The sequence below is a fragment of the Cypionkella sinensis genome (genome assembly GCF_042646385.1).
Taxonomy (GTDB): domain Bacteria; phylum Pseudomonadota; class Alphaproteobacteria; order Rhodobacterales; family Rhodobacteraceae; genus Cypionkella; species Cypionkella sinensis.
Genome location: NZ_JBHRTO010000001.1, coordinates 2,074,867 through 2,087,121 on the forward strand (window position 1 = coordinate 2,074,867; position 12,255 = coordinate 2,087,121).

11 protein-coding genes are annotated in these 12,255 nt (G+C 63.0%); 9 read left to right on the forward strand and 2 right to left on the reverse strand.

The window, feature by feature from the left end; all coding sequences use genetic code 11:
• Position 1: 1 nt before the first annotated feature.
• The 3 genes from ACFOGH_RS10315 (at position 2) to ACFOGH_RS10325 (ending at position 3,773) form a co-directional block, all read left to right on the forward strand.
• Positions 2-2,158, forward strand: a complete 2,157-nt coding sequence (locus tag ACFOGH_RS10315; RefSeq protein ID WP_380072988.1) for a xanthine dehydrogenase family protein molybdopterin-binding subunit — start codon at positions 2-4, stop codon at positions 2,156-2,158.
• Between the two features lie 11 nt (positions 2,159-2,169).
• Positions 2,170-2,766, forward strand: coding sequence for an Isoquinoline 1-oxidoreductase subunit (locus ACFOGH_RS10320; protein ID WP_380072989.1), 597 nt, complete (start codon positions 2,170-2,172; stop codon positions 2,764-2,766).
• A 104-nt stretch (positions 2,767-2,870) separates the two neighbouring features.
• On the forward strand, positions 2,871-3,773 hold the full coding sequence (locus tag ACFOGH_RS10325) for a GntR family transcriptional regulator (protein WP_380072990.1): 903 nt from the start codon (positions 2,871-2,873) through the stop codon (positions 3,771-3,773).
• Here the strand turns inward: ACFOGH_RS10325 and ACFOGH_RS10330 are convergent.
• Complete coding sequence (locus tag ACFOGH_RS10330) at positions 3,758-4,618, reverse strand: sugar kinase (protein WP_380072991.1); 861 nt, start codon at positions 4,616-4,618, stop codon at positions 3,758-3,760. The two genes, ACFOGH_RS10325 and ACFOGH_RS10330, sit on opposite strands and share 16 nt — an antisense overlap.
• 86 nt (positions 4,619-4,704) lie before the next feature.
• Between ACFOGH_RS10330 and ACFOGH_RS10335 the strand changes: the two genes are divergently transcribed.
• From ACFOGH_RS10335 to ACFOGH_RS10360, 6 genes are all read left to right on the forward strand, one after another.
• Positions 4,705-5,778 (forward strand): mannitol dehydrogenase family protein, encoded by a 1,074-nt coding sequence (locus ACFOGH_RS10335; protein WP_380072992.1) that lies wholly within the window; start codon positions 4,705-4,707, stop codon positions 5,776-5,778.
• An 86-nt stretch (positions 5,779-5,864) separates the two neighbouring features.
• The gene (locus ACFOGH_RS10340) at positions 5,865-6,857 is read left to right on the forward strand and encodes a zinc-binding alcohol dehydrogenase family protein (protein ID WP_380072993.1); all 993 of its coding nucleotides are present in this window, start codon (positions 5,865-5,867) and stop codon (positions 6,855-6,857) included.
• Positions 6,854-8,368, forward strand: a complete 1,515-nt coding sequence (locus tag ACFOGH_RS10345; protein ID WP_380072994.1) for a sugar ABC transporter ATP-binding protein — start codon at positions 6,854-6,856, stop codon at positions 8,366-8,368. Before ACFOGH_RS10340 ends, ACFOGH_RS10345 begins: the two co-directional genes overlap by 4 nt.
• Complete coding sequence (locus tag ACFOGH_RS10350) at positions 8,365-9,339, forward strand: ABC transporter permease (RefSeq protein ID WP_380072995.1); 975 nt, start codon at positions 8,365-8,367, stop codon at positions 9,337-9,339. The genes ACFOGH_RS10345 and ACFOGH_RS10350 overlap by 4 nt, the downstream gene beginning before the upstream one ends.
• Positions 9,340-9,431: 92 nt before the next feature.
• Positions 9,432-10,379, forward strand: coding sequence for an ABC transporter substrate-binding protein (locus tag ACFOGH_RS10355; protein WP_380072996.1), 948 nt, complete (start codon positions 9,432-9,434; stop codon positions 10,377-10,379).
• Positions 10,380-10,447: 68 nt separating this feature from the next.
• Positions 10,448-11,206, forward strand: a complete 759-nt coding sequence (locus ACFOGH_RS10360; protein ID WP_380072997.1) for an SDR family oxidoreductase — start codon at positions 10,448-10,450, stop codon at positions 11,204-11,206.
• A 43-nt stretch (positions 11,207-11,249) separates the two neighbouring features.
• Here ACFOGH_RS10360 and ACFOGH_RS10365 read toward each other — a convergent pair whose 3' ends face one another.
• Positions 11,250-12,134, reverse strand: a complete 885-nt coding sequence (locus ACFOGH_RS10365; RefSeq protein ID WP_380072998.1) for a PfkB family carbohydrate kinase — start codon at positions 12,132-12,134, stop codon at positions 11,250-11,252.
• Positions 12,135-12,255: the final 121 nt, after the last annotated feature.

The window sequence follows — 12,255 nt, forward strand, 5'->3', positions numbered from 1 at the left end:
CATGACCAAGCAATCGAATGGCTTCTCGGCGACGCGGCGCGGTTTTCTGGCAGGCGGTGCGGGGCTGACCTTGGCGCTGATGCTGCCATTGGCGCGCGGTCGCGCGATGGCAGAGACTGCCGCCCCCTTTGCGCCGAACGCGTTTATCCGCATCGGCACGGATGACACTGTTACCGTTCTGATCAAGCATATCGAAATGGGGCAGGGGCCCTATACCGGGCTTTCCACGCTGGTGGCCGAAGAACTCGACGCCGATTGGGGCCAGATGCGCGCTGAGGCAGCACCTGGCAATGACAAGCTTTATGCCAATCTTGCCTTTGGCGCGCAGGGCACCGGCGGGTCCACCGCCATGGCCAACAGCTATATGCAGATGCGGAAGGCGGGAGCCACCGCGCGGGCGATGCTGGTCGCCGCCGCAGCCGCCGAATGGGGCGTGCCTGCGGGCGAAATCACCGTGTCAAAGGGTGTGATTGCGCATGCGGCCAGCGGCAAATCCTCGGGCTTTGGCGCGCTGTCGCAAGCCGCCGCCACGATGGAGATGCCCGCCGATCCGCCGGTGAAAGATCCCTCGGCCTTCACGCTGATCGGCACTGACCGCCCGCGTCTGGATACCGCCGCCAAATCCAACGGCACGGCGCAGTTCACCATGGATGTCTACCGCGACGGCATGTTGACGGTGCTGGTGGCGCATCCGCCGAAATTCGGCGCGACCGTGGCCAGCCTTGACGACAAGGCCGCGCTGGCGGTTCCGGGCGTGGAAATGGTGCGGCAGATTTCCAGCGGCGTTGCGGTTTATGCCACCAGCACCTTTGCTGCGATGAAGGGCCGCGATGCCCTAAGCATCACCTGGGATGACAGCAAAGCCGAAACCCGCAGCTCGGCCGAGCTTTATGACATGCTGTCGACCGAGGCCAAGACCGGCGGTCGCGTCGTGGAACAAAGCGGCGATCTGGCGGCCCTTTCCGCCGCCGCCACGTTGCACGAGGCCGAGTTCCGCTTTCCCTACCTCGCCCACGCCCCGATGGAGCCGCTGGATGCGGTGATCGAGGTCAAGGCAGGCAAGGCCGAGATGTGGTTCGGCAGCCAGTTTCCAACCTTCGACAAGCCGACCGCCGCTGCGGCCTTGGGCATAAAGCCGGAGGATGTGTCGATCAACGTGCTGCTGGCAGGCGGATCGTTTGGCCGCCGCGCGCAAGGCTCTGCCCATCTGGCGGCAGAGGTTGCGGAAGTCGCCAAGGCTGCGGGTCGGGATGGCTGTTTCAAACTGGTCTGGACGCGCGAAGACGATCTGCGCGGCGGCTATTATCGCCCAATCACCGTCCACCGCATGAAGGCTGGGCTGGACGCAGACGGGGCTTTGGTTGGTTGGGAAAACACCATCGCCAACCAGTCGATCATGGCAGGCACTCCGATGGCCATGATGATGAAAGACGGCATGGACAGCACGTCTTATGAAGGCGCCTATGCGCTGCCTTACAAGGTTGGCGCACACCGGATCGGCTGGGCGCAGGCGCAAAGCCCTGTGCCGGTGCTGTGGTGGCGTTCGGTCGGCCACACCCACACCGCCTATGCGGTTGAGGTGTTTCTGGACGAACTGCTTGAAAAAGCCGGAAAAGACCCGGTGCAAGGCCGGCTTGATCTGCTGACCCCCGAAGCAACCCGCGAGCGCGGCGTCATCGAAGCGGTGGCAAAACTGGCCGGTTGGACGGGCCGCACCGCCAACGGCAAGGGCTATGGCATCGCGATGGCGAAAAGCTTTGGCACCTATGTGGCGGAAATCGTCGAGGTCGAGGATCAGAACGGCTTTCCCAAAGTCACCCGCGTCTGGTGCGCGGTTGATTGCGGCGTGGCGGTGAACCCCAACATCATCCGCGCGCAGATGGAGGGTGGCATCGGCTATGCCCTTGGCACCGCCTTGTTCAACGAGATCACGCTGGAACCCGGCGGCACCGTGGCACAGGGCAACTTCGACAGCTACCGGATGCTGCGCATTCACGAGATGCCCGCCGTGCAGGTCGAGGTCATCGCCAGCACCGCCGACCCGACCGGCGTGGGCGAACCCGGCGTGCCGCCGCTGGCACCGGCCTTGGCGAACGCTTGGCGCGCGCTGACCGGCAAAGCCATCTATCAACTGCCCTTTGCAGCCGCAGTCGCGTGAAAGGACACAGCATGAAACCCTCTTTTCGCGCCCTTGCGGTCTTGTTGATGGTGGCCGCACCTGCCGCCGCACAGGAAACACTGCAACCGCCTTCGGCTTTTGACGGCATCACCGATCAAACCGAACGCTCGGCGGCGTTGTTTGAAGAAATGGGCAAGGTGCTGCAAAGCCCGCGCTGTCTGAATTGCCACCCCGTCACTGGCGGGCCGACACAGGGCGACGACATGCACAAGCATATGCCGCCCGTGGTGCGCGGCGAGGCTGATTTCGGCGCCCCCGGCATGAATTGCAGCACCTGTCATGGCAGCGAGAATGTGAACTTTGCCACCGCGCCCGGCAGTATTCCCGGCCATGATCCGTGGATGCTCGCGCCGCTGTCGATGGGTTGGCAGGGGCTAAGCCTGTCAGAGATCTGCACGCAGTTGAAAGACCCCGAACGCAACGGCAATCGCGATCTTGAGGCGTTGTATAAGCACAACGCCACCGATGGGCTGGTCGGCTGGGGCTGGGAGCCCGGCGAAGGCCGCACGCCCGCCCCCGGCAGTCAGGCCGAATTCGCCGCCTTGACCCGCGCCTGGATCGACACCGGCTCGGCCTGCCCAAAGTGACGCGGCCCCTGATCAAGCCTTAGCTGCCGCTGCGGTCATCCGATCTGTGCCTTGCGCTTTCCGCTTTCGCGCGGTGATATGGCGCAAGAAATGCAGGAGGGGCGATGGCGCGGACGGACGAGCGATTTCGAGAGGCGTTCAATCAGCTTCTGGAAGTGTGCGACGCGCTGGGTCCGGGCGGTGCCTTGCCGTCAGAACTGGCGCTTGCGGCGCGGCTTGAGGTCAGCCGAACCGTGGTGCGCGCGGCACTGGAACGGCTTCAGGCCGAGGGTCTGATCGCCTGGAGCGGGCGCGACAAGCGCGTTTTGCGGCATTCCGGCCCGGATGATCGGCTACAGGCGCAGGCAACGGCGGTATCGGCACTTGATCTGGAGCGGCAGTTTCTGGACTGGATTCTGCGGTTTGACGTGCCACCGGGCACCGCGCTGAATGCCGCCGAACTCTCGCGCCGCTTTGGCGTCACCCCGCATGCGCTACAGGAATTTCTGGCCTCGCTCAGCCGGTTTGGTCTGGTGCGGCGGCGGATGCGCAGCGGGTGGGAGCTTTTGGGCTTTACCCGTGACTTTGCGGTGGAACTGTCAGATTTTCGCCTGATGCTGGAAATGAACGCGGTGTCGCATGTCGCAGGGCTGCCCGACAGCCATCCGATCTGGGCCGAACTGGATGATCTTGAAGCGCGCCACCTAAGCCTTGCGGCCGAGATTGACCGGCGGTTTCACGACTTTTCGCTGCTGGACGAGGCGTTTCATTCCGCGCTTGGCGCGACGGTCAACAACCGTTTTGCGGCGGAATTCCGCAAGCTGATCTCGTTGATTTTCCACTATCATTTTCAGTGGGATAAAACCAATGAACGCAGCCGCAACGCCGCCGCGATTTCCGAACATCTCGACCTGATCCGCGCATTGAAGGCACGCGACAGGGCAGGCGCTTTGGCTGCCTGCGAGGATCATCTCAAGACCGCGAAATTGACGCTTCTGCAATCACTTCGCGATCAAAAGGTGGGCTGAAACCCCGCCATATCCACAATCGCACCGGGCTGGCCGATCACGTGACAAGCCAGCGCATGCCCCTCGGCAATCGCGGAGTTGCGCCCAGCCAGTCGGGCCGAAAGCCATCCCGCGTTAAAGCTGTCGCCTGCGGCGGTGGTATCCACCACCTTGCGCGCGGGTGGAAGGCGTGGCGTGGGCAGACTGGGATCAAGCGGCAGCACACCATGGGCACCGCATTTCAGAGCGCCGTCAGCAAGACCCCACCCGCGCAATCTTGCAACCACCTCGGCCGCATCGGTGTCACCCCACAACGCCTGTTCATCATCCACAGAGGGCAAGGCGAAATCTGTCAGCGCCCAAGCCCTGCGCATCACCTGCCGGGCGGTCTGGGCATCTTCCCACAGTGCGGGGCGGAAGTTGCTGTCAAAGGCAAGCCGCAGCTTTGGCCGCAGCGCGGCGATCCGGCCCAGCAGAGCCTCACGCGCAAAGGGGGCCAGAATGGCCAGCGATATCCCGCTGATCACCAACACATCCGCCGCTTCCAACGCATCCAGATCGGCGGCATCCTGAAACATCAGCCGCGCCGCCGATTGTGCGCGCCAGTATGAGAACGACCGCTCGCCCTTCGCATCCGTCGCCACGGCATAAATCCCAAGGTTGCGCCCCGTCTCACGCCGGATCGCGCGCGTGCCCACCCCCTCGGCCTCGGCTGCCGCCAAAAAGCCGTTTGACAGCGGGTCCATGCCCACCCGCGTCAGATAATCAACCTTGGCCCCCAGCCGCCGCAAATAGACGGCGGTGTTAAAACTGTCGCCCGCAAATCCCAGCGCAAAGCCCGCAGGCGACTGGCGCAACTCGGCCATGGCTTCTCCGGCACAAATGATCTGCAGAACAACCTCCCTTGACACTGTGTATTCTATCATAAAAGACTGATAGCAGGAGGCGCCCCATGTCAACCACCCCGATCCTGCAATTTGGCACCAGCCGGTTCTTGCAAGCCCACGCAGACCTGTTCCTGTCCGAGGGCGAAGATGCCTTGGGCCGTGTCACCGTGGTGCAATCCTCGGGGGATGCGGGGCGGGCGGCGCGACTTGCGGCACTGGCGGCTCCGGACGGCTATGAGGTGCGTATCGAAGGAATCGAGCATGGCCAGCGCGTGCAGCGCAGTCAACGGGTGACATCGGTCGCCCGCACCCTTAGCACCGCGACAGACTGGGACGAGATTTGTCGCATCGGCGCAGAGGCGCAGATCATCCTGTCCAACACCTCGGAAAAGGGTCTGGTGCCGATGCCCAGCGACGGGGCCGACAGGTTTGATCAATCCATGTCCTGGCCTGCGAAACTGACGCATCTGCTGCAGGCGCGGCATCGCCAAGGCGGCGCGCCTGTGCAAGTCATGCCCACCGAACTTATCGCCCAGAACGGCAACGCCTTGCGCGCCCGCGTGCTGGAACTGGCCAACGATGCCAGCTTTGCGGCATGGGTCGCCTCTGACGTGACCTTTGTGAATTCGCTGGTCGACCGCATCGTGTCCGCGCCAATCGAGCCTGCGGGTGCGGTCGCTGAACCCTATGCATTGTGGGCCATTCAGGATTGCCCCGGCCTGATCACCCCCGTGCGCCATCCGGCGGTGAAGGTCGTGCCCGATCTTGGCCCGATCGAGCGGCGCAAGCTTTACATCCTGAACCTAGGCCACACCTGGATGATCTCGCAATGGCTGACCAAGGGCGGCGCGGATTATGTGCGCGAGTTGATGGCCATGCCCAGTTGGCGCGCCGCACTCGAATCTCTTTATGCGGACGAGGTTCTGCCGGTGTTTGCCGCCGCGGGCGACACCCTGGCCGCAGGCTATGTCACCCAAACGCTTGACCGTTTTGCCAACCCGTTCCTGGACCATCGCCTGTCAGACATCGCGCAGAACCACGCCGAAAAACTGCAACGGCGGATCGGGGCTTTCCTCGACTGGGGCAAAACCTTGGGCATGCAAGGTCGCCAGCCGCGCCTTACCGCCGCGCTCGGCTGAATTGTTTTTGAACCTAATCATTAAAAACAGTTGCTCGCGGGCCGAACGGTCTTTAATCGTAAAAACCAACTCCGGGAGGGGAGCCCATGACAACGATGCACGCAGGCCTTTGCGTCGAACCTGGCACGTTTGTGCTAGAGGAACGCCCATTGCCGACCGAAGCACCCGCAGGCTGGGTCTTGGTTGATATTGCCGTGGCAGGGCTGTGCGGCACCGACTACCATATCTTTGAGGGCAAACACCCCTATCTGGCCTATCCGCGTGTGATCGGCCACGAACTGTCGGGCCGCGTGACCGAAACCGCGCATGGTTTCGCACAGGGTCAGTTGGTGGTGGTGAATCCCTATATCGCCTGCGGCACCTGCCATGCCTGCCAGCGCGGCAAGCCAAACGCCTGCATGAACATCGGCGTGCTGGGGGTGCATCGCGATGGCGGCATCTGCGCGCGGATCGCCGTGCCAGCGGAAAACCTGATCGACGCGCAAGGCCTGTCATCGCATCACGCCGCCTTGGTCGAATTTCTCGCCATTGGTGCCCATGCGGTGCGGCGGTCTGACATGACAGGCGCAGACCGCGTGCTGGTGACGGGCGCGGGGCCCATTGGCATTGGAGCCGCGCTGTTTGCACGGGCAACCGGGGCCGAAGTTCATCTTGTCGACACATCGGCGCAACGCTTGCAGGCCGCGGCGGGCCTTGGCTTCCCGCATCTGCACGCGCCGGGGGCGGTGCCCGCTGGCGGCTTTGACGTGGTGATGGATGCCACCGGCAATCCCAAGGCGATGGAAGCAGGCTTTGCCCATGTCGCCCATGGCGGCACCTATGTGCTGGTGTCTGTGGTGAAAGATGACCTGACCTTCAACGACGCCGAGTTTCACAAACGCGAGATGCGCCTGATCGGCAGCCGCAACGCGCTGGCGGTTGATTTCCAGACCGTGCTGGCCGCGCTGCGTTCGGGCGCGGTGGATGGCGATGCGCTGATTTCGGCGCGCCTGCCTCTGTCTGATTTGCCGCGCCGCATCGGCGAATTGGCGGCGGACCGCGGCGGCATCATCAAAGCCGTGGTGGAGATCGCGCCATGACCGACCTCATCCGCCTTTCGGGGATCGAAAAGCGCTTTCCCGGCGTGCATGCCCTGAAAGGCGTGGGCTTTGATCTGACCCCCGGCGAGGTCCATGCGCTGATGGGCGAAAATGGCGCAGGCAAATCCACGCTGATGAAGATCATGTCCGGCGTCTACCAGCCCGATGCCGGAGATATTCTGCTGGAAGGCCGCGCGGTGCATCTGCCCGGCCCGGCAGCCGCGCAGCGGCTGGGGATCGGCATGATCCATCAGGAACTGGCGCTGATGAACCATCTGACCGTGGCGCAAAACATCTTCATCGGCCGCGAACCGCGCCGCAGCTTTGGCCGGCTGGACGAAGACGCGCTGAACCGCAACGCCGCCGCGATCTTTGCCGCGATGAAGATCGACATAGACCCGCGCGCCGAGGTGATGGAGCTTTCCGTCGCAAAGCAGCAGATGGTCGAGATCGCCAAGGCCCTGTCCTTCCGCTCGCGCATCCTGATCATGGATGAACCCACCGCCGCGCTGAATGACCGCGAGGTGAACGAACTTTTCGCCATCATCGCCCGCCTGAAATCCGAAGGTGTCGGCGTTGTCTACATCAGCCACAAGATGGACGAGATCAAACGAATAGCCGACCGCGTGACAGTGATGCGTGATGGGGCCACCGTGGGCACCGTTGGCAAAGAGGCAAGCATTGCCACGATCATCTCGATGATGGTGGGGCGCGAACTGGATGGCTCGTCGGTCGACATACCCGATCTTGCAACCGCCCCGGTGGCGTTAGAGGTGCGGGGGCTGCGGCGCGGGCGTGCCGTGCAGGATGTGTCTTTCAGCGTCAAACGTGGCGAGATCCTGGGCTTTGCCGGGCTGATGGGTGCAGGCCGCACCGAGGTCGCCCGGCTGATCTTTGGCGCAGATCGGCGCGAGGCTGGCGAAATCATCGTGCATGGCAAGCCGTGCAAGATCACGACGCCGCTGGATGCCGTCGAGGCCGGGATCGGCTATCTGTCGGAAGACCGCAAACATCTGGGCCTCGCCTTGGGGCTGGATGTGCGCGACAATATCGCCTTGCCCAACCTGCGCCTGTTCCGCCGCCTGTTTGGGGTGGTGGATGACACTGCGTTGGCGGCCAAGGCGCGGGATTACATCAAGGCGCTGACCATCCGCACCCCGTCCGAGCGGCAAGAGGCGCGCCTGCTGTCTGGCGGCAACCAGCAAAAGATCGTGCTGGCCAAATGGCTGCTGCGCGACTGCGACATCCTGATCTTCGACGAACCCACCCGCGGCATCGACGTGGGTGCCAAGGCTGAAATCTACAAGCTTCTGCAAAGCCTTGCGGCAGAGGGCAAGGCGATCTTGGTGATTTCATCCGAACTGCCCGAGGTCATGCGGCTGTCGCACCGCATCGCCGTGATGTGCGAGGGCCGGTTGACCGGCATCCTGCCCGGCGGCCCCGAAACCACACAAGAACAGATCATGGGCCTTGCCACACGCCAGGCCAGCAATGCAGGAGAGGCCGCATGAGCCAGACGAAATCGCGCTCGGGCATGCAGCAAAAGCTTCTGGCCTTCGCCAGTCTGATCGTGCTGATCATCTTCTTCTCGCTGGCCTCTGAGAACTTTTTGCAGACCGCCAATGTCATCGGCATCCTGCAGGCAACCTCGGTGAACGGCGTGCTGGCGATTGCGGCCACCATCGTCATCATCACCGGCGGGATTGACCTGTCATTGGGCACCCTGATGACCTTCTGCGCCGTCATCGCCGGGGTGGTGCTGACATGGGGCGGCCTGCCGTTGCCGTTCGGGATCATCGGGGCCATCGGGGCAGGCGCGCTGTGTGGTCTGGTCTCGGGCACGCTGATTGCCAAGATGCGGATTCCGCCCTTCATTGCCACGCTGGGGATGATGCTGATCCTGAAAGGCCTGTCGCTGGTGATCTCGGGCACCAAGCCGATCTATTTCAACGACACGCCGTCTTTCCCCGAGATTTCGACCGGCTCGCTGGTGGGCAGCATCTTTCCCGCCTTGCCGTTGCCGAATGGTGTGCTGATCCTGTTCGTGCTGGCACTGGTGGCCTCATACGTGCTGAACCGCACCGTGCTGGGGCGCTACACCTTCGCGCTTGGCTCCAATGAAGAAGCCGCGCGGCTGTCGGGCGTCAACACCGATTTCTGGAAGATCACTGTCTATGCCTTAGCCGGTGCCATCTGCGGTCTGGCGGGGCTGATCATCGCCTCGCGACTGAACTCGGCGCAACCGGCACTTGGCCAGGGCTACGAACTGGACGCCATCGCCGCCGTGGTGATCGGGGGCACTTCGCTGGCGGGTGGCAGAGGCTCGGTTCTGGGCACGATCATCGGCGCGTTGATCATGTCCGTCTTGCTGAACGGGCTGCGCATCCTGTCCGTGGCGCAGGAATGGCAGACCGTGGTGACGGGGCTGATCATCATCGCCGCCGTCTATGCAGACATGATGCGCCGGGCCCGCAGCGGCTGAGGCCCAACGACATTCGACCAAGAAGGGCGGCCAACGCCCCTGAACTTTGCAACCAAAAATCCGGCGCGGTGCCGGTCACGGAGGAGAAGACCATGCTGAACAGACGCACCCTGCTGGCCTCGATGGGGGCTTCGACCTTCCTCGGGTCAGTCACCATCGCCTGGGGCGATGAGAAAATGTATATCCCCCTGGTGTCCAAGGGCTTCCAGCACCAATTCTGGCAGGCCGTAAAGGCCGGGGCCGACAAGGCTGCAGCGGAATTCGGGGTGGATGTCACCTTTGAGGGCCCGGACAATGAAACCATGGTCGACAAGCAGATCGACATGCTTGCCGCCGCATTGGCCAAAAACCCCAAGGCCCTTGGCTTTGCGGCGCTCGACACCCAAGCCGCCATTCCGCTGCTGAAACAGGCGCAAGCCGCCAATATCCCGGTTGTGGCCTTTGACTCGGGCGTTGACAGCGACATCCCCGTGACCACCGTGACCACCGACAACGTCGCCGCCGCAGGCCTTGCCGCCGACAAGATGAGCGAACTGATCGGCGGTGCAGGCAAGGTGGCACTTGTGGTCCATGACCAAACCTCGCGCACCGGGATCGACCGTCGCGACGGCTTCGTCAATCAGGTCAAGGCCAAATATCCGAACATCGAGATCGTCGACATCCAGTATGGCGGCGGCGACCAGTTGGCCTCGACCGAGATTGCCAAGGCGATCCTCGCCGCCAACCCCGATCTGAAGGGCTTCTTCGGTGCAAACGAAGGCTCGGCGATCGGCGTGGTCAACGCGATCAAGGAAACCGGCACCAAGGGCGTCATCGTCATCGGCTACGACTCGGGCGCTGCCCAGAAAGCCGCCGTCACCGACGGCATCATGGCCGGTGCCATCACCCAAAGCCCGGTCGGCATGGGCTATGAAACCGTCAAGGCGGCCATCGCCGCCGTGAAGGGCGAAAGCCTGCCCAAGGTCATCGACTCGGGCTTCGCGTGGTGGGACAAGTCCAACATGGACAGCCCGGAAATCGCCGCAGTGCTTTACGACTGAGCCCTCCCAAGGATCAGGCATCTGGCCGGTCCCCCGTGGGGGCCGGTCTTTTTTCACAGGAGATGGATATGGACTTGGGGTTGCAGGACAAGCTGGTTGTTGTCACCGGCGGCGGGGCGGGGATTGGCGGCGCGATCAGCCGCGATCTGCTGGCAGAAGGCGCGCGCGTGGTTATTCTGGCCCGCCGCAAGCCTGAAGAGGATTGGGCCAAGGCCGCGACATTCGTGCAGGCCGAGTTGTCCGACGATAGCGAAGTTGCCGGCGCCGTGGCCAAGATCAAGACCCTTGGCCAAGTCTATGGCTTGGTGAACAACGCCGGCGTCAATGACGGCATCGACCTGAACGCAGGCCCCGCCGCGTTTCGCGCTTCGCTGAACAACAACCTGATCCACTATTACACGCTGGTGCACCTGTTGCAGGATGATTTGCGGGCAACCAAGGGCGCGGTCGTCAACATCAGTTCCAAAACAGCGGTGACGGGGCAGGGCAACACCTCGGCCTATGTCGCGGCCAAAGCGGCACAGTTGGGGCTGACACGGGAATGGGCGGCGGCTTTCCTGAAAGACGGGGTCCGCGTCAACGCCATCCTGCCCGCCGAGGTGATGACCCCGCTGTACGACCGCTGGATCAAGACCTTCGACAACCCAGCGCAGAAACTTGCCGAGATTACCGCAAATATCCCCTTGGGCCAGCGCATGACCGAAGATCGCGAAATCGCCGCCATGGCGGTGTTTGCCCTGTCGCAACGCGCGCTGCATCTGACCGGCCAGTGGCTTTATGTCGATGGCGGCTATGTGCATCTGGATCGGGCCTTGGCCGGGGTCTAGCGCGGCCGCACCACGCGTGCCGAGCCTGATCGGCGCAACAGGCTCAGGTCAGCGCAGGGGCCGGGATCGCCTTGGTCAGCCGATAAATCTCGGCCACCGATTTTGACAGGTGCAACTCAACCTCCATCGGGGCGGCATGGCCAAAACCGCCGTGCCACGAACAGGTTTGCGCCGCCTCGCTGGCTGCGGCGGCCAAAAGATCGGCGGGCCGTTCATCGCGCAAAAGCCCGGTCAGCACACGCGCGATAAACGTATCGCCCGCCCCCAACGTATCAAGCGGCGTGATGATTTCGGCACGGGTCTCGGTCAACTCGCTGCCAGACAGCAGCAAGGCCCCTTTCGCACCGCGCGTGATCAGAACATGGCGCGCGCCAAGCCCCGCCGCACGATGGGCCAGCCCAAGCGCCTGCTCGCGGCTAAGTTCTCCACCCGAAAAGCTGGCAAGGTGGCAGTGCGGGGCCACGCGCATCAGGCGGACGATTTCATGCGCGGTAGCAAAGTCATAGGAAAGGCGGCTGCGGGCGGCGATATGGGGCGCCCAATCATCAATATGGCTGGATCGCCCGGTGTGCACAGCATCCACCTTTGACATCAGCGCCAGATCCTCGGCCTCTGGCCCCACGATGGACACACCCAGATCAGCGCCCAGAAAAACCCTGTCGCCGCCTTGGCTGCCGATCACGCAAAAGGCGGTGTTGCCCGGCAGACTGCGCAAGCGGCTGACATCAACACCCTCTGCCAGCAACGCACGGCGAATATGGCGGCCTGCCGGGTCATCCGCCACGGCACCGCCGTAAAAGGTTTCAGCGCCAAAGCGATGCGCAAAAACCGCCAGATTCAGACAATTACCGCCCGGATACATCAGCTTCTGATCTTCGTAGCAATCAACCACATTGTCGCCAAACGACAGAATCCGGGGAATGGGCATCTTGTGATCTCTTGCTTCCATACGCGATGTGAGAACGTTCGCACTTTTTTGCTTGGCTTGTCAATCCGTGCTTGACTCACGCCGCGACTCGACAATACGTCATATAACGTCTTATCCTCGG

Excerpts from the sequence above, each read along its gene's own strand:
- ACFOGH_RS10315 (WP_380072988.1), top strand. The coding sequence starts at position 2 with ATGACCAAGCAATCGAATGGCTTCTCGGCGACGCGGCGCGGTTTTCTG.
- ACFOGH_RS10320 (WP_380072989.1), top strand. The coding sequence starts at position 2,170 with ATGAAACCCTCTTTTCGCGCCCTTGCGGTCTTGTTGATGGTGGCCGCA.
- ACFOGH_RS10325 (WP_380072990.1), top strand. The coding sequence starts at position 2,871 with ATGGCGCGGACGGACGAGCGATTTCGAGAGGCGTTCAATCAGCTTCTG.
- ACFOGH_RS10330 (WP_380072991.1), bottom strand. The coding sequence starts at position 4,618 with ATGGCCGAGTTGCGCCAGTCGCCTGCGGGCTTTGCGCTGGGATTTGCG.
- ACFOGH_RS10335 (WP_380072992.1), top strand. The coding sequence starts at position 4,705 with ATGTCAACCACCCCGATCCTGCAATTTGGCACCAGCCGGTTCTTGCAA.
- ACFOGH_RS10340 (WP_380072993.1), top strand. The coding sequence starts at position 5,865 with ATGACAACGATGCACGCAGGCCTTTGCGTCGAACCTGGCACGTTTGTG.
- ACFOGH_RS10345 (WP_380072994.1), top strand. The coding sequence starts at position 6,854 with ATGACCGACCTCATCCGCCTTTCGGGGATCGAAAAGCGCTTTCCCGGC.
- ACFOGH_RS10350 (WP_380072995.1), top strand. The coding sequence starts at position 8,365 with ATGAGCCAGACGAAATCGCGCTCGGGCATGCAGCAAAAGCTTCTGGCC.
- ACFOGH_RS10355 (WP_380072996.1), top strand. The coding sequence starts at position 9,432 with ATGCTGAACAGACGCACCCTGCTGGCCTCGATGGGGGCTTCGACCTTC.
- ACFOGH_RS10360 (WP_380072997.1), top strand. The coding sequence starts at position 10,448 with ATGGACTTGGGGTTGCAGGACAAGCTGGTTGTTGTCACCGGCGGCGGG.
- ACFOGH_RS10365 (WP_380072998.1), bottom strand. The coding sequence starts at position 12,134 with ATGCCCATTCCCCGGATTCTGTCGTTTGGCGACAATGTGGTTGATTGC.